Source organism: Paraburkholderia domus, from assembly GCF_905220705.1.
Lineage (GTDB): Bacteria > Pseudomonadota > Gammaproteobacteria > Burkholderiales > Burkholderiaceae > Paraburkholderia > Paraburkholderia domus.
Genome location: NZ_CAJNAT010000055.1, coordinates 1 through 22,945, shown reverse-complemented (window position 1 = coordinate 22,945; position 22,945 = coordinate 1). Strand labels below are relative to the sequence as shown.

Genomic DNA, 22,945 nt, shown 5'->3' with positions numbered 1-22,945 from the left:
TCGTTCAGATCGCTGCTGTCTGCTGCCATAGTGTCCACCTCCGATTTAAGTGGACACTATCGTCGCCTCTCCGGGCGCGTGGCGATAGGGCGTCAATGAACGATCGCTTACGATGTAAAAAGCAAGAAGGGTGTCAAGCCTAAAAATGCATCACTGGTAAACGCCATTGCTAATTTCCAGCGCGCCGCGTTCTCCCAGCTCTGGACTGACGCTGCAACGCCTCCCGAAGACGAAGAAAATCACTGGTTTCAGGTCTGGTTGCGACAAAGTTCCGTCAAGGCAACTGACTTGATTGCTGCTTTCGAAGTTGAAGGCGCCAAGGTCGGAATCGAGACTGCGCCGGGCTATGTTCAGTTTCCCGGTCGCTTGGTCGTAGCCGCTTATGGTAGCCGAGCTGCGTTCCAGAAAGCGGTCGACCTGCTAGATATGGTCGCGGAAATCCGCTTTGTTGAACCGAATGCGGAATTTTTTCTCAGTGAGCTAACTCCTGCCGAGCAGGCTGATTGGATTCTGGACCTGGCCGACCGCACAACCGTCGTTGCCGGCGACGTTCCGCATGTCTGTATTCTCGACACGGGCGTCAATAGTGGACACCCGTTGCTGGCCCAGGCTCTTCACGTGCAGGACATGCACACTTACCACCCCGACTGGGAAAAGCACGATGATGCCGGCCATGGTAGCGAAATGGCGGGCGTGGCCCTCTATGGCGACTTGTCCGTCGCCCTGAATTCCGCCCAGCACATCGCGCTACCTCATCGCCTAGAGTCCGTAAAGATATTGCCACCGAAAGGGCAAAATGCACCCAAGCTTTGGGGGTCCGTTGCGATAGAGTCCGTCGGACGCGTGGAAGTCGCGAAGGCCGACCGCAAGCGAGTGTTTGCCATGATGACCACCTCAGTCGGACATCTCGAAGGGAATCCATCCGAATGGTCAGCCAGTCTTGACCAACTGGCCTTTGGTCGAACTGCACTCGACATCACGACGCTCGACGAGGAGTTCGATGATGGACCACGCATTCCCAGGCTGTTCGTTCTTTCTGCAGGCAATGTACAGTGGCCAGAATGGAGCGAGTATCCGGATAAGAACGCCCAAAGTCCCGTGCAAAATCCCGCGCAAGCTTGGAACGCTCTCACAGTGGGCGCCTGCACAAATCTGGTCAGCATCGATACAAAAAAGCATAAAGGCGTGGTCGCCATCGCGAAACGGGGACAACTTTCTCCATCGTCTACAACATCCGTTCTTTGGAAGAACTCGGTATGGCCTTTCAAACCTGATGTAGTCGCGGAAGGTGGAAACGGTTCGCTCGATAGCTATGGTCTACCAGGCGCCTGGCCCGAATCGTTGCGTGTTCTAAGCACATCGAACAACGCGGTCAACGAACTCCTCGCCGCCTCAGGCGATACGAGCGCCGCCGCGGCGGAAGTGGCTCGTATATGCGCCCATCTACAGGCCCGCTATCCGAACTATTGGCCTGAGACAATCCGAGCTCTAGTCGTGCACGGAGCCGACTACACACCTGCTATGCGCGCAACATTGCCCGCAAGAGCGAAACGAGATGAAAAAGAAGAGCTCCTCCGCACGTTCGGCTACGGCATGGCCAAGCTTGAGCAATCCGAATACTCAACCGCACACCGACCGACCCTAGTTATCCAGCATGAATTCAACCCTTACGTCCGCGGTGATAAGGGTTCGATTACTTTGGGCGAGATGCAGTTACATGACCTGCCGTGGCCTGTCGATGCGCTCGACGCCCTTGGCGCGGCGCAAGTCGAAATGCGCGTTACGCTCTCATACTTTGTGGAGCCTAATCCCAGCTCAAGAGGCTGGCAGAGTAAATTCCGCTATCAATCATACGCACTTCGGTTCGCAGTGAAAGCAGCAACCGAAGACGAGGATGAGTTCCGGCGACGAATCAATAAGGCAGAGCGCCTCGAAGACGAGGCCGGCTTTACGGACCCGGACTCGGGACAATGGCGATTTGGCTTACAAATGCGGTCGCGTGGGTCGTTGCACTCAGATGTCTGGACCGGTACTGCAGCGCAGCTCGCGTCAAAATCGCAGCTGGCCGTTTTCGCTGTCGGTGGTTGGTGGAAAGATTGGAAAGAGCTGAAGCAATGGGACGAGCGCGCGCGTTATGCGCTAATCATCTCGCTCAGTGTCGCCGAAGACATCGAGACCGACCTCTACACGCCAATCGCGACAGTTATCGAACAAGACCTCACAATTAACATCGACATTCCTGGCGAGTCAACGATTTGAAGGCGGTCGAGACGAGCTAGTCTCCGCCGTTTCTACTACCAACAAACGACCTCAAGCGTCGCAGAAGAAACGAGAAGCAACAGCATGGCTCCTAGAATCCAGGTTGTATCGCCGAACGGAACTCCGGCGCCTTCCGCGCCCCGGACCTTCTACTTGACCCAAGATAGGTGGGACGACTTTGGCTTTAAAACCCAGTATCACCTGAGTTACATGACTGCTAGCGGCCAGCTGAGTCATATCGGTAACGTGAAGATTCTGCAATCAAACCAGCCGACCACTAATTCATCTTTGTTAGACCAGCCGTTCGATGAGCTAGCGGATGATTTTTGCTCACTTGGCCAGTCGCTTGATTACTATCAGCGCATTGCAGAAATGCCGGAGGATGACCGCAACTACATTCTGGGCGCGCTGAAAGACATTGTCCGCACCCCCGCGCGCCGCGCGCACTTCCAGAATGAAATGGGTTGGACAAAGTCCGTGCTTCGAGATTTCGACTCGCTGGATGAATTCCTGCCGCTTGCATCGACAATCCTAGAACAGAACTATAGTGAACTGCCAAGTCTCGATGCACACTTTGCCTTCAAGATGTCTGGATGGTCCAGTCCAGTGGAGTTTGCGTTCAATGCACCTCAAGTTCCGGACACGCGAACTTGGACAGAACGGATGGCGGGCGGTCCTTTGGCAGAACTGCCTCGGCGCATCTCCGTGGTCATTGGACGGAATGGTTCTGGCAAAAGTACATTGCTCGCACGGCTTGCGAGGTTTGCACACGCGTCGCGAGGCGACCGATTGCGGCCCAAGCTGGCTCAACTTGGAGAGCTCACGCCAGTCGGTCTTGGATTCTCTCGCGTCATAACCGTCTCATATAGTGGTTTCGACAACTTCCAAGTCCCAGGACTTACACAGCGGGAACGCAGGACGATTTCTGAAGAGCTCGCCCGTGGTACCGGTCGCTTCATCTTTTGTGGGCTCCGTGACATTGGAGCGGAACTGGTCTCGGAACTGGAGCAGCAATCGGTAACCGACGACCCGAATGCGCCGCTTGAAGACCGACAGCAAACCACGACGCTCAAATCTGCTCAAACGTTAAGCGCGGAGTTCGCGCGAACTGTTGAGCGCATAAGAACCAACGTGCGCGGCCCTCTTCTTGCCCGCGCACTGCAGCCAATACTCGCTGACCCATCATTCAACGACCTTCGAGCTACGCTTTTTAGCCAACTGATGAATGAGGATTGCGAGCAACTTTTCCTCGGCTGGAGCACAGGCCACAAAATTGTAATGCATGTGATTTGCAGCTTGGTCGCTTACGTCGAACCTCGGGCGCTTGTTCTCTTCGACGAGCCAGAAACTCATTTGCATCCTCCGCTACTCGCCTCGCTGATGCATTCCTTGCGGAGTGTGCTAACTGAGAAGGACGCGTATGCGGTGGTTGCGACACACTCTCCCGTCGTCTTGCAAGAAACAATGGCGAGGCATGTTCATGTCATATCGCGAGAGGGCGAACAAACCGTTGTTCACCGCCCCGTCGCTGAAACGTTCGGCGAGAACATAGGAATTCTCACCTCAAGCGTCTTTAACCTTACGTCAGAGGTAACTGATTTCAATGAGACGCTGAGAAGACTTGCCGGGCAGGTACAGAACCTAGACGACCTAGAAATGCTCTTCGAAACGAGTGGACTAAGCCTTCAGGCGCGCGCATACGTCATGTCCGTTCTGGCATCCTCTCGGTAGCGGCACATGTGGAAACTCCCTCTGCCAGACAATGGTCCAGCTCTCGATGAACTGGTCACAGCAGTCACTCCCGTGCGAGGTGCACCCGTCGTCGAACTGACAGAAGACGAAAAAACCGCGTTCCTCACTTTATATCAGCTCTATGACGTCCACCGAGGCGAGCCTAGCGCCGGGCTAGAAGCCAACAATATCTCCGCTGTTACCGCCCAGGCGGTACACGATGGGTACGATGCCACGCAAATCGGTAGTCGTCTCGCACATCTCCGCACGAGGTTGCAGGCCGGCATCCTGCGGTGCCCATTTTGCGGCTTCGCGCCGGTCACGTCTCTTGACCATCACTTGCCGCGTTCGACATATCGGGCCCTCGCCGTATATGCGCGCAACCTTATTCCAGCATGCGGCACGTGCAACCAGAAGAAAGGCGCGACTGTCGGCGGTCAAGATGAACATCAGCGCTTTATCAACGCTTATTTTGCCGACCTTCCCGCCGAGCGATTCTTCGTGGTGAGATGCAATATGGCGGACGGGGCGCTTATCACTCAATTCGAAGTTATTCAGACGCCGGGACTATCAGACGGTATTTTTCGAAGACTAACGTACCAGTTTCAGAGACTTGACCTCAACACTCGTCTAAAGGGTGAAGTCACAGACTTCCTCGTTTCTCTTGAGACCGGGTTGGAAAGTGCTTACGAAACCCCCGAGGGCGCGCTTGCAGTGTCACAGTTCCTTGCAAGGTCCGCAACATCGCAGGAGCGCGTGAATGGGCTCAATCACTGGAAGACAGCACTGCTTCATGGATTGACAGAATGCGTCGCGTTCTGTGACGGCGGGTTTAGACTCGGCCAGCCAAACCCAGGCGCCTGACACTAAAAGCGCAGTCGGCGCATGAAAAGCGGGAAGAGTTGACTTCAAGTGCATGACATTCACCCACGCTTGCATGTTGCGTATCGGCTCGAATTGTGATTTCATTCATTCCGTGCAGCCCGGAGCCAGTCAGTTGCGCAACCGCGAATGCGGGTACGGCAAATCCGGTGTAGGCCGTATTCCATGGCCATGGCTTTACAACCCCGTCTCGCCCACTTCAGGCAAACGGCAACGCGCGACGCCTTTCGATTTCGCCCGGAGTGAGCGCAACGAACGGAGTTGTGCCATGACATCTGCTGACCTTTCGCGCGCCGACGCGCAATCTGCTGCAAACATCCTCTGCGCATATCTTTCTGCCAACGGCCACACGCTAAGGCTGGAAATCGCCGTTGACATCTACCACGCCTTGGCACTCGGCACTTTGGTCGACATCAAGTCGATGGCTCGACCGCTGCGTGATGCCCTTTCCGAACATGCTATCAGGCTGAAGCAATCGCACGCGCTTGAAGTCTTAGCTCGTATTGCCGGGCACAGTTGCTACATGCGGGCAAAGCAAGCCTCAGCCGAACCTGTAGCTACTCACGTCATTCTGTGTGCAGTTGACGGAGAGATGCATGAACCGCGCGCGTCGGCGTCCATCGGAGAAGCCGTCACCAGCCTCCTCACGACCGCTCTCGGTCTCATGCCTTCCCGCACGCGACCCGCGTTCTGCAAAGTCTCATGCCATCCCAGCGGACTCCAACTGGAGGTCAGCCAAGTCGATGCGCCGTGGTTCATGGTGCAGCTGGTCAAGTTTCGGGAAGACAGCCTCGCTTCGGAAAACCTCGTCCTGCAACCGATTGGCGACGATGTGTTGCGGGTTGCGCTTCGGAAGGTCATTGCAAACATCGAGCAGGCTCGCCCGACCGCGCTTGTATTGAACGGTGCTGTGCCCGAAAGCCTGTCACCGTGGTATTGCGCGGCGTTTCATCTCACGGCACTACGGAGCCGCACCGCGCGTATCGTCTCTGATGAGCGCGAGTTGTTCCTCATGCTTGACGCAACAGGTTGCGACCGTTTCCGCGCCGAACATGGCAGCTTCTATTTCGAGGGACGCGACGAAAGCTTTCGCGTCGAGGTAGCGTGGGTCGACATGACTGGCAAGGATGCCGAGGCAAAGAAAGCCGATGCCGCTTCGACACTGAAGTCAGTGTTCCAGCGCTATCTGCGCTACCGCCAAGCCCTACCCGGTAACGTATCCGACGCTTTACTCGCTGTCGGAGGCGCAGGCAATTCGACTTGGCATGCACGCGCAAGTTATCAACGCATCGAGGCGCTTGCCACGGAGCGCGCCATGACAATCGCGGCACTTGCGAGCAAAGCTGAAGTCGCCTTCCGCGAGGTGAAGCGGCTGCAGGATTTCGAACTGGCCGCGCCGGCGCTGATAGTCAAATTGGCGTTGGCCCTAGATGTCGCGCCCGGCGAGTTGCTCACGCAACACGAAAATGGTCTTGGGTTCGCTGCCGATACCGGCGACCAGTTCATGAAAATGGTATCTGGAGCCATGGCGTACCGATGTCTCGAAGGTAACTCGCTGCGCAACGATGATTTCGATGACGCACGAAGGCTTCTCGAAACAGCGAAAGACATTGCAGAAATCGCGGCGTTCGAAACCGGAGAATATGCGAACAGTTCCAACTCATTCGACGAGCCGGCCCCCCGCTTCGAAACGATGGCACAAGAGCTGTTGGAGGATGCAAACGGTTGCGGTATCAAGCTGATTTTCAGCCGGGAAGTAGAGTTTGTTCAGACGGGCGACAGGACATCAAACGATGCGGGCTTTATGGCAATGAACGTCCGGACTATCTGCGCGGAGCGTACTGATGGCGCGACGTCCGCAATGTGGACGTCGATTGATTAGCACCCATGCACCCGGGCAGAACATAAGACTGCTCGGGTGTGCGATTGACACCAGAGTGAGCCGCGAAGTGTCAGTGATTCATACACTCCCTAGCCTCATAGGCTGCGAGGCGGTGCTTATAGTAAGGCGAGTCCGGTCGTCCAAGATGCGCTGAACTTCCGCCAGGTTGTCACGATATACGCTGTGAGGCCAGGCCATCTTGCAGCAGGAAGATATTCTGCTGCCGGCGCGGTTGCGGCGAGCGCGCACCGTGACCTGTTGCATCCTCTTTGTGTTCCTATGAGCATGTGTTGGCTTTCGTGGGCCGTACATCGCCGGTATGGAATGTCCTGCTTCGTCGCCATGCAGTTGGTTGCATATCGTGACTGGGTCGGCTGCGCTTCCCTATGCCCTTGAATGCCCATGCGTTCGGAGCGTAGCGCGCGCCGGCAATGTCAATCATATTTCGCAACTTGCTGTATGAATATACAGTAATGCCTCTATACTGACCGGTGTGTCGTCGCATTCGAGCATCGAGAGAACGCGAGCACATGACACAAGCATGGCTATTTCGTAGTGGCCGCAGGATGCCCGATAAAATCGCAACCAAATTGAGAGGTCGAATAATGAGCGGTGGGCAAAGTAAGATTGAGTGGACCGAGCGCACGTGGAACCCCACGGTGGGCTGCACGAAAATCTCCAAGGGCTGCAAGAACTGCTACGCCGAAGGCATGGCGAAGCGTCTTCATGCCATGGGCACTCCTGGCTATGAGAACGGCTTCAAGCTAACCATGCTGCCTGGCCGCCTAGAAGAGCCGCTGAAGCGCAAGAACCCGACGGTGTACTTCGTCAACTCGATGTCCGACCTGTTTCATCGCTCAGTTCCGGACGCCTACATCACGCAGGTGTTCGACTCAATTCGAGCATGTCCGCAACACACCTTTCAGATTCTCACGAAGCGTGCTGAGCGCCTTGCAAGCTACTGCAGCCGCCGAGACATTCCGGCGAACGCCTGGCTGGGTGTGACTGTTGAGGACCGCAAGTATGGGGTGCCTCGTATCGATGAGCTGCGCGAGGTTGACGGCGGCGTTCGCTTCCTGTCAGTCGAGCCTCTCCTCGAGGACATTGGTATCCTGAATCTTGAGAACATCGACTGGGTCATCGTCGGCGGAGAATCCGGGCCGAAGGCTCGTCCGATGCGCGAAGAATGGGTGCAAAACGTCAAGGTCCAGTGCGAGGAGCAAGGCGTGAAGTTTTTCTTCAAGCAATGGGGCACGTGGGGCCCCGATGGCGTGCGCCGTTCGAAGGGCGCGAATGGCCGGCTCCTCGAAGGTCGGACCTGGGACGACATGCCCGAGCGCGAACTGCTCACCTGAAGAAGCGCCGCTGGGGCGAGTATTCAATGATGTCGGATGCGTTGTAGTGCTTTGACGGCCGCCGCTTTCTGTCTTCCTTGTTCGACACCACGATATTGCCCTCGGCGTGCAAACCCCGGATAACCATTTGCAGTCGCGTTTCGTCGGCGATAGTGTTCGAGATATGTTCGGTCAACAATTGCCGAACGGTGAGCGGTTCCTGTCGGCCCGACAATACCCGGCCAAGGTCGTCCTTCAACGTCTCGATGCAGAGCTCTGCACCGCCGTCATCGAAGAGGATAGACTGGCCAGTATATTGTTCGTCCCGTTTCGGGTCATAACCAAGCATGAAGAGCCCCGGCTCGAGTTCGTGACCGAACTCGCTCGAATGCTCCCAGTGCAGGGACTTCATTACGTCGTGTGCCTTGTACTGTTGCGACAGGTGCACAAGCCAGTAACTCCAGGGATTGGCCGAGTGTGGCCGGACAAAGAACAGCGTCATGAACGGTGCACCCGTTTCAGCCTTGATGCCGTGCGCAACGTAGCGCTGCAACGCTGCTCGCCCGTGCTCCGCTTTGATTTGGCCTAACTGCCTCCACGGGATGTATTTTTCTATGCCGATGCTTCGGACAGCCTTGCGATTCGCTTCACGGTCACTGATGTAGGTGAGCAGCGAGTCGACATTGAAGGTCATGATGACCTCGGCGTTCGGCAGCTCTTTCATCAGCCACCGCAGCGTCTCCATCGGAACGGCGTTGTAGCTGTACTGGTCGAGCAGAAAAATCGCCCGTCCGCCGCCTTTGCGTTCTTTGATGCGCTTCACGATTCCCGGTAGTTCGTCGAGGAAGCCGCCCGCCAACACCTTGGACCGCAAGAAGTCCTCTTGCGACACAGCGCCTACCGCTCGCCGTTTCTCCAGATGCTGACTTAAATACGCCGCGGATTCTGGCTTTTTCTCCACGAAGAAGAACTCGGTGTCGACCTCGCGAAGCGTGCGACGATTGACGTTGACGCTAGCACGAGCCAAATATGCACCGCGCATCATTAGAAGCGGCGTACCGTCAACGAACTCGGCATCGTCGTTCAGGTATTCCCCACCGCCAGCGAAGCCGTCCACTAACGTCAAGGTTAGCTTGGGCATGGTTGGCACAGCCATCAGGGTTTCGATGTACTTCTGGACGTACTGTTCGACAATCGAATGCTTGACGGCGCTGTGCTGGTCGAGAATTGGCGGAGGATGCCCGACCTGCCAGAAATACTTGTCTTCTGTCTTTGCCATTCTTGGATTTATGGGGCGCTTGGTCTGTTAAAAGATTATCAGGTTTCGGTAGTTATTTCGAAATCACGGCATAATATTTACGTCCTACTGAGCGCCAAAATACGAGAAAAGGCGTCCCCATGAAAAACGACGACGAGATTGTCATCGACCCGGCAGACGGTTTGCCGGTGATGAAGGTTGGTCCCTGGTCGGAAGACAAGCACGTTGCGCTGTCACGATATGTGGATGCGGCTCGGAAGGCTCGGGCGAAGTGGCCCTATACCGCATTTATCGACCTTTTCTCTGGGCCGGGGCGAGTTCTGAACCGTGAGTCCGGCGTTATATCTGATGGTGGCGTACTGTCAGCGTGGCGCATGTCAGAGCGTGGCGGGGCGCCATTCAACGAGATATTCATCGCTGATGCCGACGCGGTTAGCGTGGAGGCCTGTTCTGCGCGACTTCGCAACGCAGGTGCCAAGGTACAGGCCTATGTAGGTAGCGCTTCCAAGACCGTCGACCAAGTGCTCGGCGAGCTGCCTCGGGGGCTGCATTTCGCCTTCCTCGACCCGTTCAATATCGAGCACCTCGACTTCGAGATTATTCGCAAGCTTGCGGCGCGACCGAACATCGACCTTCTGATTCACTTCAGCGTGATGGACGTTCAACGAAACATAGGGGGCGACTTCAATCTGACCAGCTCAAGGTTGGATGCCGCCGCACCGGGTTGGCGTAACAAGCTGCGGCTGAAAGAGGTTCCGAAGCGCGAGCAAGTCGGTGCGTACCTCGAGTATTGGGAGTCACTCGTGACAGACCTTACGAAGATGCAGGTCGCGCAATCCAAGCCGCTATTCGTCAACATGAACAAGGGGCCGCTGTATCGCCTCATACACCTTGCTCGCCATCCGCTTGCGACCAAGCTCTGGAATACCGCCGCGTTGCCGGCAGAAAGGCAGCAGTCGTTCCCTGGTATGTGATGCCGGCGCCGGCTCTCTGCAACACATCTGAACACGTTTCGACCCACTGAAAACGATACCGTGACCAAGCCAGTTAGTGAAATGAGCGAGAACGAGCGCCGCCTTGAGAGCCTCATGCGTACACATTCAACATGGGCGAAGGTGTCCGCGCTGACCGCTGAAGACTCCGACGTCGAAGTTTCGGAACCCGACCCAGTCGTGTTGCGCCGCGCCTTCGATGCTTTTGTCGCGCAAATCGGAGTGGACGCCTGGCTCATCCGACGCGATGCCATCGCCGCGGAGTTTCAGAAAAAATCTGCCGAGCTCATGGGCTACGTCGATGCGCCCTTGCTTGCGTTCGACGACACCATCGCTTGGTATCTCTATTTGTGCGAGTTGGCTATCGCTCGCCCGTACGAGATGCCGACTTACTACTCCTCGCGAACGCTGCCATTCATCGGGGTGATTGGACGCAAGCTGCAATATGCAAGGTCCGTTCAGAATCTTGATGCCAAGCTGCGAGAGACGATGACAGACCGCAAACGCGAGCCGGACGGGTTCATATTCGAAGTGATTGTGGCGCTCTCGTATGCCGAATTGGGTTGGACTGTGGAGTTCCTACCTGAAGGTGGTGACCCGACACCCGATATGCGCGTCGAACGGCCCGGGGCAAAACTTCTGGTCGAATGCAAGCGAATGTCGTCGCGGTCTCAGTATGCGATTGAAGAGGAGGCGCTTTGGAGGCGCCATTGGGAGGAAGCTGTCCCGTCCTTGCGCGAACAGGGCCAATCGGTTTGGCTGGACGTTGTGGCGCACACGAGATTAGAGACCTTGCCGAACGACTGGTTGTCCAAGCGACTTGCAGGGCTACTGCCGCTTACAGATAGCGAGGCAACTTCATCCGACGAAAATGCGACTGTTCGCGCGCGACTGATTGACCGTAAAGCACTCGATTCGGACCTCAAATGGAGCTCACTAAAGTTGGCTGGCTCGAAGTTGCGTCACTTGCTCGGCGGCGACTGGGTTCCAGAAAATGCGATTACGTCACTGTCAGTGGAAGGCGAGAGAAAAGACTCGAGCGAAACTCCCGGCTATTTTTCGACGTTTCTCGGCACAGTGGATTGGGCGAGCGGAGCAACGTTCAGTTGCGATGCAGACGATGCAATCGAGCGGAAAGCACGGGACGTAAAGACCACGATAGCGCGCGCCGTACGCCAGCTTCCCAACGACCAACTCGCTGTCCTGCATGTCGCATTTGAGACGTTGGAAGGCCCCGGTGTTGAGGCTCAACGAATGAAAAAAGTTATCTCATCTATCGAGCGCATGGAGTCGATGAAAGCTGTTATCGCAATCGTTCTGCACGCGCTGGGGCCGGTGGATAGCAAGGACCAAGTGATAGTCATCGACGAGACTTCATCCGACTTCTGGCGTGGACCACCGTTGAAAAATTTCATTCCAAACATGGTCATTTTGCCAGCTGGCTATGGCGCCCAATCCCGCAAAGGCGCTCATTGGCTATAACGCGGGCTCCCCAAAGCAACCCCGGAGCGGAAGCAGTATTTTGGTCCAAGAAAGCAGCGCCGCGTAGCCGAGTTTCTCGACTGGTCGGTCTCATGGTACTTACTCCGAAGGCATTGGCTCACGCCGCGAGCTTGTGCTCGTAATACGGCAGGTCCTTGCCATCAAGAATGGCGTACATCGCGTCCAGGCTTGATGCTTCCGGATTCAGCCACGCCTCGATGTTCTCGGGCTTGATTGGCATGATGCAGCGGTCACGGCCGGCCGATTCAGCCTCGGGCGGCAGTTCGTCTGTGATGGCCGCGAACGACAACAGGCCTGGCTCACCCGGTTTGGCCCATCGCGACCACAGGCAGGCGACGTGCTCAGCTCGGTCTCGAGTGAGGTACAGATTGTGAATCAGGAATCGATTCTAACGTCCTCAAGTTTCGTCGGGCCTTTCTCGCTTTTCCTGATTTGAGCGGACTGCAAATCCAGCGCCTCGTAATACTCGGTGTCATCAGGGTAGAGCTTGTGCAAGACGTCCCAAATCATTCGGTCGCGCAGTTCGTGTCTGTCTTCGCCGAAATGCGCTCGCCTGTGGTCGTCCGGACAGATTGCAATGACGTTCTTGACAGTATCGGCGCCGTCCAGATTGAGCGGAATGACGTGGTGCGCCTCCAGATAGTAGGTCCCTTGTGGAGTTGGAAACCCAAGCTTCCCGCAAAACTCACAGCAGCCGCTCGCTGCCCGGCGTTTCACATCCTTCACCACTTGCGGGTCGCGGTCATAGATGGCCGTCCGCGTGAGTTCAACCGTTTTTGATGGCGGCGGAGGCGGGGGGCTGCCGGTCAACTTCGCCCGTCGCTGGTCGTCTTCATATGCGCCGAACCCGTCCGGCTGTGGCTTCCCTCGAATAACGACGATGTATCCGTTCTCGTCCCGGTGATGGGGATACCATTTCTGCAAATCCAGTTGCCGCAGATGCGCCTCGCTAGTCTCTCGCAGGCCGACGACCCTGCGCACGCCTTCGATAATGGCGACGTTGAGCGGAGCCTTTGTATAGTAGGCTTGAAGGATGACACTGGCCACTGCATACGCTCGATTAATTTGCACCGTCAAAGCAGTGCTTCTGTTTTTCTCGGCCCAATCCGTCGCCTGGTCGAGGAAGTAAATTTCACCATCCTTCTCGAGCATGTCGTCGAGCCATTCAAAAATGAGGTAGGTTCCACTCTCATCGCTGAAGCGCCAGTCGTACTTGTTTGTCATCCTCAAGCCGAGTTCGTCGGTGATTTCTTTGACGTTTTGCTTTTTGGTCGGCTTCAGGTCTCTCAGCGTCGTCATGACTGCGCGTTCCTCTTTATTTTCCTGTCTCTGGGTCGCCTTGGGTCATGTCACTTTTGAACTCAGGCGGCGTACCACTGCCTGCTTCACTAAACGCAGCACCGAAATGCCTTTCTCTGTGGCAATTCGGGCACAGTGCAATCGCGTTCTCGACAGTGTCGTCTCCGCCATCGGCGAGTCGTATCCGGTGATGCACTTCAAGGTACGGCCGGCCATCTACGCGCGTGAATGGTGCCGGGCTTTCGCAACTCTCGCAAATGCCCGCGGCCCTGAGCAGCACTTCGGCGATGACGTAGGGATTTCTCTTGGAAACCCGACTTAGAACGAGCTGCTGTTCAGGTTTCGATGGCGCCTGCAACAAGCGGGCAGCCCGCATATCTGCAGGTTCCGCCATTGCATCTGCGACCTGCCCTTCGGCATGTCGCTTTCTCCCCGGCACGTCCGTTTTGATTGACCAACCCACCTTGGGTGAAAAAGGTAAGGGATGTCTGTGTGCGACTGGGAGGGGCTATACAGTTAACGGCACGCTGAGCTCCGCCCTTTAGGGACGCAGCGGCCCGTTAGGCTGCTTTGAAATGACCGAATGAGCGGCTAACTCAACTCGCGACTTTTTCATAGTATTCCATCCATCCCACTAATGCGAACCGCTGGTGCGCCCGCGACCTTTATCACGCTATCCTGTTTGCGCAATTGCGCTGAACTCCCGCGCGTCTCAACTATGGGCGCGTTCCAAGTAGGCTTGCGCCTTCCATATGAGCTGCAGCACGCCCAAATGGAAAAAGTAGAGCGAGCTCCGCTTTTCTTGTCTGAAGCTAGAACAGCTCTGGCCGCTCCGACCTCATAGCTTCCAGTTCCTCGTCGGACCATTCGTCGGGCAACGCGTCAGGGTGCTCCATCTTGAAGTCCTTAAACCTATCAATCAGGTCTGCAAGCTGACTGGCGTTACTCGGGATGCGCCGATAGTGTTCATGCATGAAATCGGCCAGCTCGCCAAACGCCGCAAATCTCCGGATAATCATGGGACGAGATAGATTTTCTTCCATGAACATCGAGAGATGAAAGTAGCGCCCACTGACTTCAACGTCTCGGGCGGCTGGTGTCTGCTGCCAAAGTTTGTTTTCCGTGTCGCGATTGCGATACCGCTCGAGTAGTTCGTACGACAGTGCGCTTTGTTTGTAGGCATGGGATGCCCTTTCACTTGCAAAAGCTTGTTCCAAAAGACGCTCGTCCGACTCTGGTCCCTTCGCCGGTCGCCGATTGCGATTTGTGGGAGCTCGGTGCAGTTCGTGAAACCCGCTTAGCTTGGCTTTCAAAAATCGCGGATACCAGCCATCCAGCGACTCGCCTTCACGCCAGTGCTGGTTTACCGTAACCAGCGTTCCGCTTGCAAACTCTGTCGGGGAACCGTGGTCCGGACTTGTCCAGAAGAATGCAAATCCGGTCTGGTGCAATTTCATGGCATCGTACATCGCCGCCCGAGACACATCGCGAAGGTAGTTGTCGACGTGAAACGAAAAACGTGGGCGATACACGCAGATTTCAGCTGGGACAAGCGCATGCCACGGGTCAAAAAACTGTACGAGATTGACTTCAAACAGGTCGCGCCGGATATGCAGCGCGAATTGTCGTGCTCCGTGGACACTGCCTTCCAATTCGAAGACCTGCAGCGGCAGTACGTGTTTGCCGTCCATGATTAACGCGCGCGTGGCGTGCTCTAGCAGAGTGTCCCATTGGCGCGCGACAATGACGAACATGAAATCGTTCACATATGGCGCTTGCATCTTTATCGAGGTGCTGTAAGCCAGCAATTCCTGAATGGCCTGTCGCTCCGGCGCCGGCATGGTCTTGAGCTCGATGAGGATGTAGTGCCCGCTATCGGAGGTAAGCACAATATCCGGACGCAGCTGGGGTAGCCCGGCGCCGCAACGCTTCGGTCGGCGCTGAGTTGGTCCGCATCAGCCAAGACTGCGCAGATTCTGACTGCTTTGATGACGCCCTCGCGAGTCACCGTCTCCATGGCGCGCGGTGTCGCCTTGAGCTGCTCAGCGCGAGCTGTTAGCTCCTCGACGCCCACGATGTGGCTCGCGAGCTCACGGTTATTCGTGACCTTCTTGAACCACTTTTGAAGCTCCGGCTCCAGCAGCTTATTGTTGTTGTCCAACATTGCATTCCCCTCGGCGGGTCGACTGCCCGCTACCCACTTACGTGGCTTTGGCTGCGTCTGCGGTCCCCGCACCTTCGACTGCTGTCGCCGTCGGCTTGTCCTTCTCTGCTCCCTGGGCCTTCTCCACCGTTTCCTTGGCCTCGTTTCTGAAGCGGGTCACAAGTTCCGGAGCGATGCGGATGGCTTCCTTCATCAGCTTCGAATTCGCCAGCTCGTGCCATGGGCTGCCATGAGTCTCGTTTTCGACAAACCGAAGCGGTTGTTCATCCAACCGCGTAAGTGCGGAAGCGAAGAGCCGCTTCTGGAAGTCTTCGTCCAGTTCAAGGGCCTCCCTGCGATACCCTTCGTATGCCTTCGAAATTGAGGCCTTATACGCGTAGTCTTCCGCCAATCTGAATCGCTGACCAATCTGTTTGGTCGAAAGCCACGCGAACCATATAGGACCACCGACGGAGAGCATCGATATTGCCAACCGGGTCCAAACAATCATCGGCGACGTTGATGACTGGATTGCGTCGGCCAAACCGTGCAATTGGAATCCACCGACAGTCGCGCCGGCGAGCAATGCGATGATGAGACCCACAACCCATGGCCACATCGATTTTCGAAGAGCTTCGGCGCGGTCGTGAAAGGCGACAGCCAATCCTACCGCCGTTGATGAACGCATAGCGTTCTCCGACCATTCGAGGACTTGCTTTGCTTTCGCACCAATTTCTTCGAATTCGTCGTTTGCGACTTTCCCCATCCGTGCGAATTTCTGGACCTCCGAGTTAGCGACAGTCGCGGCCTCCTGGAGTTTGCTGATTTCTTGACGGGACTCCCGAAGGTTTGCCATATCTGTCGGTAGTTGGTCCGCTGCCTGGTACGCGGCAACAATCTCTTTGGCCATTCGCTCAAGGTCGGCAAACGTCGGCTTCAGGTTGTCACAGCGTGCCTGCATCGCACGTGTGGCATTCTGGACGGCCCGAAAATCCTTAACCTGTTCGGCCCGCTCGTCCATCGATACTTGACATGTCTTCCGCAGGGCGCGCTCAAGAGCGTCAAGTGTCCAAAGGTAGGCGGAGACTGCTGGACCGCCGTTACCATTCCATAGGTTGGGGATGGAGTGTGCTTTGAGCATTGCAAGGCGTTGGATGAACCCCTCGTAATAGGCGCCCTCCTCTAGGCTGAGCTCGTCCGGGCCTTGGACCCGAATAAATTCGGCCAATGATTTGGCTCTCTCGACGAGGTCTTCTCGGTCAACGCCAGGACTTGCGACGCCTTGAGTCACCACGTTCAATGGTCGCTTTTCGCCACTTGAATTATTGACCATCTCTGCAATGGCATTGAGCTCTACCCGAAGGGCTTCCAGCGCCTTATCTATCATGTCTATCCCCGGTCGAATTTGATTTATCAGGTTCGCGCGAAAATGCAATCGTCGTCACCGTGGGGTGAAATGATATACCACGCCAATCGGAAAACTTACGGGGAACTCGTCGTTTGCAAGCGAACGCTTTCGCTATGCTAGTCCGGCGCTTCGCGCAGGAAACCGGTGGGCTTACCGGCTAGTCATCGGTCGCAGCCAGTTGCTGCTGCGTGCGTTTGATGACCCACGCCACTTCTGCCTCCGAAAAGTCCCACTCACCCAAGTCGACCTTCAATCTCAAGCCTTTCTCGGCCCGGGTCAATGCCACGTCTGGCGACAGACCAGAGGTATTAATCTTTCGCGAGACGTACCCGGATAGCTGACCAGCGAGGTCCTCGCACGCGTCATAACGTACCCACAGTTGCTCGTCCGTGAGACCGCTTTGATAACGTCCATCGACTTCGCGAACGAGAAGTTTTGGTTGAACCCCAGCTATGGAACCGGGGTCCGGCTCTCTCGGAAAATCGCTGGGCACTTGTCGGTCCGTCATCTCGTTCTCTGTAGCTGCAGCAAATGCCGAGTCGGTGTGACCACCGGCCACGCCTCGCATGTCGTCGCCCCGCGCGCGATTTTGCTCAGCGCAGCGCAAACACCTGGCTGCCAAGATGTACCCACACTATGCGGTTGACTGTGATTTACAAACACTCACAACTGGGCGTCAAGCATCTTGAGCGCCGCGACAGACGTGGCCTCGAAACCGACACCATGCGCGGGGTTCGTAGTCGACTCTCGAAGGTTAATCCGAATCAGCCTCTGCGCCGAGAATCGTTCGCCGAAGCGTCGTACCGTCGGCAAAGCTTTACCGGCGCCCACCTCCACGACAACCAGCTTCGACACGGAAGAAATCCAGGACGCGAGCCGCTGCTGCTGCTTCTCATACGGAAGGCCACCCCAACCCCAGTCTCCGAACATTAGGATATTCGGACGCGCCAGAGCGCCACAACGAGGGCAACGGGCTCTCCAACTCAGAGGTTGCTTCATTTACGAGCGGATGAAAATCTGTCGCCGACCAGGTATCGTCCGTACAGGTCTCCAGACATTGCAGTGCGTGAATCGACCCATGGCATTCGTGCACACGGTGTTCCGGGAACCCGGCCTTTTGGAACTGTCCATCGACGTTGCTGGTGAACACGAAAGCCCCATGACTCGTTCGGTCCGCCCAACTGCGCAATATCGCAAAGCCTTCGTGTGGAACGGTGTCGCGATAAAGCTTCAAGCGGTGTCCGTAGAAGCCCCACGCGAGTTCCGGATGCTCCGCAAACCTTGCTGGGTTTGCCATGTCCTCGAACGAGAGACGTTGACGCCGAAGCGCGGGATACGCGCGCCAGAAACCTTCCTGACCGCGGAAATCTGGAAGGCCCGAATCAACGCCCATACCAGCGCCGGCGGTGATGAGCAGACCGTCGGCTTCTCGCAGCCAAAGGACCGCTTTCTCCAGCTTCTCATCTTGTGAGTCGGACACGGGTAGACTCCATTAGATTCCGCTCATTCGTTGTCACCTGTTGAAGCTTGGTAGGCTTTTTCCGCAGCACGCTGGCGTGCCTGGTAGGCCAGCACTGACGCCTTCGTCAGGAATCGGGTGTTCCCAGCTTTGTGGTGAAGCTTGAGTTTGTCTTGCCTGAGCAGCTTCACGACATGTGGACGGGAAACGAATAGCAGCTTCGCGGCTTCGGCGGTGGACATGAAATCGTCGGCGTCAGGCGGCGGTGGAATCTTCGCGTTCGTCGACATTGTGGCTCACCGGTTAGATTGCGGCGGCTGGCTACGCACGTAGGTACCATTCGCCAGCGCCGTAAATCCTGTTCCGTGTATCAATGTCACGCTTGTAGCCGAGCTCCTTCACGAAGCCCAGCGACAGCAGCACTTCGCGGGCATGCATGAGGTCCTGCCTATCGGCCCAGTCCCTCGTGTAGACACAGATGACGTGCCCATCGCGACCCATGCTGCGCAGAGCGGTGGACACCTTGGCACATATCAGACGGTCATTCTCGATAGCTTCGCTGATTTTGCGCCACTCCTCGTCCACGTCGGTCGTACTCACAAAGATGCACCATTTGCCTGTCGCCTCGGTGGAGGCGAAGTCGTTGTAGCTCGAGGACTTTTTATAGTGCCAGTTGCAACTCAAGTCCTGAGAAGGCTTGTCCGATTTCCTGAACAATTGCTCCCCCGCACCAATCCCTTCTTTCATGGAAGCCTCTGCTTTAATATCAATCCGCTTTGGTAAGGGTGTCGCGGCCAATCGCCGACGACAGATTCCTCATTGCTTGGCGAACTTCGCGGCGACGCGCAACACTTTCTTCCTATCGCCATAGAAGAGCGCTTGCAACGGTGTCAGGTCATCCAGCGAGCTATTGGGCGTAGTGAAAAAGCCCCACTTGTCCCAGCCTGCCAAATCACCAAGCGTTCGCACGACCTTCGCTAAGTCCTTTCGTCGAATTTGCTCAACCAAGAAGAATGCGGGGAAATACGGTTCATCGTCGATGTCAACATTGAAGATGCGCTGAGCAGCGACCTCTTTATTGACCCGTTGAGGGGTGAACCCGATTACCGCACAGAAATGAGAGAAGTGTATTAACTTTGCGTTGGCAACCAAGCGCGCCGGCGTCGACTCCCCTCGATTTGAGCCTAGCTCATTCCGCCGTTGCGCGCTTTCTTCACGAATCGAACGTTGTTCTATGTTCAATACTGTGGCCAGCCCCGCAACTCTCACGAGTGCACGTTTGAAGCGGCGCCCGATTTCGGCGTCCGGCAGCCTAAGAAGCGCTCGGGCTCCGATGGGGTCAAACAAGGTTACTGCAACTGCGGCGCTCCGCAGAAGCTCTAATACATGCGCATCGGGGGACGACGGTTCAGCTGCTGAGCCGTCTCGACGGGGGGGCATGGTCGACCTCGCTTGGTACGCTATTCGTCGGTCCGCGTCGCGAACAACGGAACGACGCGAGCGCACGCTGTCAGTTCGTCAGTCCCCGCGACAGTCGGCTGGGCCCAGATTTTCGGAAGTGCGCTCGCTGACACAGCGAGGTCGACATCCGATGGGTAGTGCCGCAGCACATTTCTCGCAACTGTTTGAATAAGCCCCGGCACGTCGACCGTATTCGGCTCAGTGAGCACCTGAAGCAGCTCGCGCGTCTCTCTAACGGCTTTAGTCCGCTCTGCTGGAGTCGTCATTTGTGTCTCCGTTGAACATATTTCTTGTGACGTCCGAGTAGAAAGTCACGTTGTTCAGCGCGCAGAAGCGCTCCCACAGGTATTGCGCGTTGCCCGACCAGCCATTTGGTCCAACGAGTTGGTACACGCGACCTGACTGAGTCGTACCGCGCATTAACGCCTGGTCAAACTCCAAGATGGGCGTGCTAACACGTCCTGTGAGGTCGCGCTCGTCTTGACCCGCGAAATGGCGGGACCCTGCTTGCGTCTCCAGAATTTTCCAGTGAACCAGCGACAACTGCGGTTCATCGTTGACAGATGCGACTCGCCAGACTGGCATCGCTATCTCCTAGCATCTCAGGCCTATGCAAGCGTTGAAATCAACTGAAGCGGCCGTTCGGCGCGAACATCGAGGAAGGCGCAGACTTCACGGAAGCGCTTGAATACCTGCGTGAACGCTACGTAAGACGAGATGTACTTTTACTTTTTTCTTACGAATTTGCGTGGGTTTACCCACGCGACTTGAGCTACAGAGGAAATATAGAACGGCCGAGGAAAAGAGCAAGGGGTTTTGCGGATATTCCGCTCAGGTCGCGGAAGCGCCGGCTAATGCAGCCTCGTTCAGGTCGAACTGGTCAAGAAAAAGGTGAACGCCTGCAAAACGACAGACAGTCGCGCATTGGAGGAACAGTGCGGTCGAGAAAGAACCGTCTTCAATCTGCACACGTAATGTCTCGGGTTCCACACAAACGCCTATCTCTTCGAGACGGTTCGAGAGTTTCACCCAGTCTAGCCAAGGTTGAAGGGACAACTCCCCGCGCAATATGGCCGCGGCACGTTCCTCCCAACTCATATCGGTCTGGAGTGCACGGGCCCACCGGTCGGGGTACAAAGAACTCGAAGCCGTCAGAACTTGCAGGAAGAACGTGTGCCGGAACGTTCCACGATGGACTTTGCCTTCTATCGACCGCTCCGACTCCGCAACCCCAATCTGCGTCAATGCCTTCGCAAGCTGTGAGTAGCTCACGTCTCGACGGGTCAGCATGACGCGTAGGGCGCGGGAAGACAGCCTCTCCCACGGCCCATCGATAAGTTCGCTAACTTTCGCTTGATTTCGCGTTGACATGAACTATGGTTTGTGTGTGGTAACCCACGTGAGTCGTCGAAAAGTCAAAGACCAAATTCCGACGAACCGTTCGCATCGACCGCTGCCCCATGCTCACCATTTGACGTTGCTCAGGAGCATGAGTCGAGTTCGGTCCTCTGCCGTCGGATTTCACCATGAACTCTATTCTGTACTTGGGTGCCGAGCGCCTTCTGTTTCCCAGGCTACTTTGTTCCTCGCTATCCCGTCAACCAGCCCGAGAGTCTTCATCGCAAAGCATCCTACTTGCATGCCTGGGGGATACCGTCCGTGACCGGGCCGACCTTGCGATTGTGCTCAATAGCTGGCTGGTTGCGGACTATGGATACTGTACGCTCCGCCGCCTCATGCCGCTCGAATTAGCGCAGAAGACCATCGGCGCGACCATGCGAGGCAACAGAGCGCATCGACGGTCGTATAGCACGCAACGCAAGGTTGACCTGTTGCGGTCGGACATAGCCCGTCGGAATCCCCAGCGCCTGACCATCATTGACGGAGACCCAATGACCATCCCGTTCGAGTACATCGAGAGGTCGATTACCGTCGGTATGGCTTCATCCAGCAACCTCGTCAACTTCCAATCCGCGCTCCAGCAACTCCTGGACTTCGATTAGTTTGCCGACACTCTCGAGCCTCGCAAAGGGGATGACAATGGATTTGTATCTCAACTTTGACGGTGTCCTGCACCCTGACCAAGTGCTCTACGTGGAAGGATGCGTTCCTTCGTTGACAGCGGTCGGAAGCAAGGCACTGGAACATGTAAATATCCTCGTGAAGATTCTAGGTGAGCGCGAAAACATAAACATCGTGCTCAACACGTGGTGGACCTTCTACATCGGGGTTGCCGCTTGCATGGAGCTCCTCCCGAGCGCGCTGGCGTCCCGGGTCACCGGAAGTGTCCTGGAAGGCGTGCCCAGCTATCCCACGAGACCGGCGAGGCTCAACGAAGCGGCGCGGCACATCCTTAGTCGCCGAGAGCGAGCGAGCGTCATCCTCGACCACGCCAACGCTGTCTATTCGAGTGAATTTTTACCCAAATTGCTGCTCATCCATCCACATGAAGGACTGGGCAATCGAGCCGCGCAGAGGAGCCTCGAAAGGCGAATAAAGTTGCTGCAGCATATCGAATCCCAATGCTCGGATTGATAAGTATTGCAGATTACTTTCTGCACCATTCGAACTCGACGGCGTTCGATTCTGCGCTCCTTTTACATATACCGTAAAAAGCGAAAGTGCCTTCGTATACGACATAAAACGCAAATCGCAAGTAATACCTTCTCTCGTTGTTAGCTTGAGAATAGCTAACATCATCGCGAGGAAATTTGGAAAAAACGGCTTCTCTTGTAGCCACCTTCCGAATACAATTTTGCAACCGACAACCAACTTTTGAGGAGCGCACATCACGCGAAAATTGTCCCCTTGACCATCCCTTCGATGGGACAACGGCCACGCCAGCTTTTTTGTGTGACGAACGCGCAAAAAAGAAGAGGGCCGCTAAGCCCAAGCGAACTTGAACCGCGGCCCCCGGCGGCTCCCGTGAGGAAGACCACGCCTAGCACCGTGATTTTCTCACGGGGGTCACTGAGCGTCAAAGCATTCTCACGCCTGTAACCAACGTGAAATATTTCGCCAAATGACATCGAAAATCGACCTTCTCCGGCTAAATCCCTTCAAATCTGTCCGCCCCAAATCGCCGCCACCCGTCTGGCGGCGACTCAGCGGTCAGCATAAACCTGGCCCTGTTTTTTATCAAAAGCCTGCGCGCCGCAATTCCCTCTCGTCCCACCCTCCGTTCGACCCTTTCTTCAGTCCTCCCCTCCCCCTGAGTGCTCCTGGCAAGCCCCCTTCTATGAGCAGGAAGTTGTCAAGGCCTTTCGCGAACTCCCCGTTTTGTGGACGCCATGAACTGATGTCCAGGAGTTATCCACGGCCGGTCGGCGGGTCG

Annotated in this window: 19 protein-coding genes and 2 pseudogenes; 8 read left to right on the top strand and 13 right to left on the bottom strand. The window is 56.1% G+C overall.

What is annotated here, in order from left to right:
* Window positions 1–288: 288 nt before the first annotated feature.
* From KHO31_RS38170 to KHO31_RS38150, 5 genes are all read left to right on the top strand, one after another.
* On the top strand, window positions 289–2,259 hold the full coding sequence (locus KHO31_RS38170; protein WP_236071718.1) for a S8 family peptidase: 1,971 nt from the start codon (window positions 289–291) through the stop codon (window positions 2,257–2,259).
* Window positions 2,260–2,412: 153 nt separating this feature from the next.
* Entirely contained in the window at window positions 2,413–3,990 is a 1,578-nt protein-coding gene (locus KHO31_RS38165; protein WP_211625991.1) for an AAA family ATPase, read from the top strand.
* Between the two features lie 6 nt (window positions 3,991–3,996).
* A complete protein-coding gene (locus KHO31_RS38160; protein WP_211625988.1) occupies window positions 3,997–4,854 on the top strand; it encodes an HNH endonuclease in 858 nt (285 codons plus the stop codon).
* A gap of 286 nt (window positions 4,855–5,140) precedes the next feature.
* Window positions 5,141–6,754, top strand: a complete 1,614-nt coding sequence (locus KHO31_RS38155) for a hypothetical protein (RefSeq protein WP_211625986.1) — start codon at window positions 5,141–5,143, stop codon at window positions 6,752–6,754.
* Window positions 6,755–7,359: 605 nt separating this feature from the next.
* Window positions 7,360–8,109, top strand: coding sequence for a DUF5131 family protein (locus KHO31_RS38150; RefSeq protein WP_211625985.1), 750 nt, complete (start codon window positions 7,360–7,362; stop codon window positions 8,107–8,109).
* On the opposite strand, the gene KHO31_RS38145 is transcribed toward KHO31_RS38150, so the two are convergent.
* The gene (locus KHO31_RS38145; protein ID WP_211625983.1) at window positions 8,102–9,367 is read right to left on the bottom strand and encodes a three-Cys-motif partner protein TcmP; all 1,266 of its coding nucleotides are present in this window, start codon (window positions 9,365–9,367) and stop codon (window positions 8,102–8,104) included. The genes KHO31_RS38150 and KHO31_RS38145 overlap by 8 nt on opposite strands.
* A gap of 119 nt (window positions 9,368–9,486) precedes the next feature.
* Between KHO31_RS38145 and tcmP the strand changes: the two genes are divergently transcribed.
* The gene (tcmP, locus tag KHO31_RS38140; RefSeq protein WP_236071715.1) at window positions 9,487–10,320 is read left to right on the top strand and encodes a three-Cys-motif partner protein TcmP; all 834 of its coding nucleotides are present in this window, start codon (window positions 9,487–9,489) and stop codon (window positions 10,318–10,320) included.
* A 60-nt stretch (window positions 10,321–10,380) separates the two neighbouring features.
* The gene (locus KHO31_RS38135) at window positions 10,381–11,820 is read left to right on the top strand and encodes a hypothetical protein (RefSeq protein WP_211625980.1); all 1,440 of its coding nucleotides are present in this window, start codon (window positions 10,381–10,383) and stop codon (window positions 11,818–11,820) included.
* A 118-nt stretch (window positions 11,821–11,938) separates the two neighbouring features.
* Here the strand turns inward: KHO31_RS38135 and KHO31_RS38130 are convergent.
* The 12 genes and pseudogenes from KHO31_RS38130 to KHO31_RS38075 all read right to left on the bottom strand — a co-directional run.
* Window positions 11,939–12,178, bottom strand: a pseudogene (locus tag KHO31_RS38130) (SOS response-associated peptidase family protein); the annotation flags it as partial.
* A gap of 38 nt (window positions 12,179–12,216) precedes the next feature.
* Window positions 12,217–13,140: an HNH endonuclease gene (locus tag KHO31_RS38125; protein ID WP_211625978.1), complete on the bottom strand. Its 924-nt coding sequence runs from the start codon at window positions 13,138–13,140 to the stop codon at window positions 12,217–12,219.
* A gap of 16 nt (window positions 13,141–13,156) precedes the next feature.
* Entirely contained in the window at window positions 13,157–13,534 is a 378-nt protein-coding gene (locus KHO31_RS38120) for an HNH endonuclease (RefSeq protein ID WP_211625976.1), read from the bottom strand.
* Between the two features lie 418 nt (window positions 13,535–13,952).
* Entirely contained in the window at window positions 13,953–15,029 is a 1,077-nt protein-coding gene (locus tag KHO31_RS38115) for a hypothetical protein (RefSeq protein WP_211625974.1), read from the bottom strand.
* Between the two features lie 312 nt (window positions 15,030–15,341).
* A complete protein-coding gene (locus tag KHO31_RS38110; RefSeq protein WP_211625972.1) occupies window positions 15,342–16,670 on the bottom strand; it encodes a hypothetical protein in 1,329 nt (442 codons plus the stop codon).
* 178 nt (window positions 16,671–16,848) lie between these two features.
* A complete protein-coding gene (locus KHO31_RS38105; protein WP_211625970.1) occupies window positions 16,849–17,199 on the bottom strand; it encodes a hypothetical protein in 351 nt (116 codons plus the stop codon).
* Window positions 17,200–17,354: 155 nt separating this feature from the next.
* Window positions 17,355–18,084 (bottom strand): annotated as a pseudogene (locus tag KHO31_RS38100) (SIR2 family NAD-dependent protein deacylase).
* Between the two features lie 110 nt (window positions 18,085–18,194).
* Complete coding sequence (locus KHO31_RS38095) at window positions 18,195–18,440, bottom strand: helix-turn-helix domain-containing protein (protein WP_211625968.1); 246 nt, start codon at window positions 18,438–18,440, stop codon at window positions 18,195–18,197.
* A 31-nt stretch (window positions 18,441–18,471) separates the two neighbouring features.
* On the bottom strand, window positions 18,472–18,897 hold the full coding sequence (locus KHO31_RS38090) for a putative phosphothreonine lyase domain-containing protein (RefSeq protein WP_211625966.1): 426 nt from the start codon (window positions 18,895–18,897) through the stop codon (window positions 18,472–18,474).
* A 69-nt stretch (window positions 18,898–18,966) separates the two neighbouring features.
* On the bottom strand, window positions 18,967–19,497 hold the full coding sequence (locus KHO31_RS38085) for a hypothetical protein (protein WP_211625964.1): 531 nt from the start codon (window positions 19,495–19,497) through the stop codon (window positions 18,967–18,969).
* Between the two features lie 113 nt (window positions 19,498–19,610).
* The gene (locus tag KHO31_RS38080; protein ID WP_211625956.1) at window positions 19,611–19,877 is read right to left on the bottom strand and encodes a BPSL0761 family protein; all 267 of its coding nucleotides are present in this window, start codon (window positions 19,875–19,877) and stop codon (window positions 19,611–19,613) included.
* Window positions 19,878–20,442: 565 nt separating this feature from the next.
* On the bottom strand, window positions 20,443–20,982 hold the full coding sequence (locus KHO31_RS38075) for a DUF6471 domain-containing protein (protein WP_051224115.1): 540 nt from the start codon (window positions 20,980–20,982) through the stop codon (window positions 20,443–20,445).
* A gap of 669 nt (window positions 20,983–21,651) precedes the next feature.
* On the opposite strand from KHO31_RS38075, the gene KHO31_RS38070 reads away from it, so the two are divergent.
* Window positions 21,652–22,146, top strand: a complete 495-nt coding sequence (locus tag KHO31_RS38070) for an HAD domain-containing protein (protein WP_211625954.1) — start codon at window positions 21,652–21,654, stop codon at window positions 22,144–22,146.
* The last annotated feature ends 799 nt before the right edge of the window (window positions 22,147–22,945 follow it).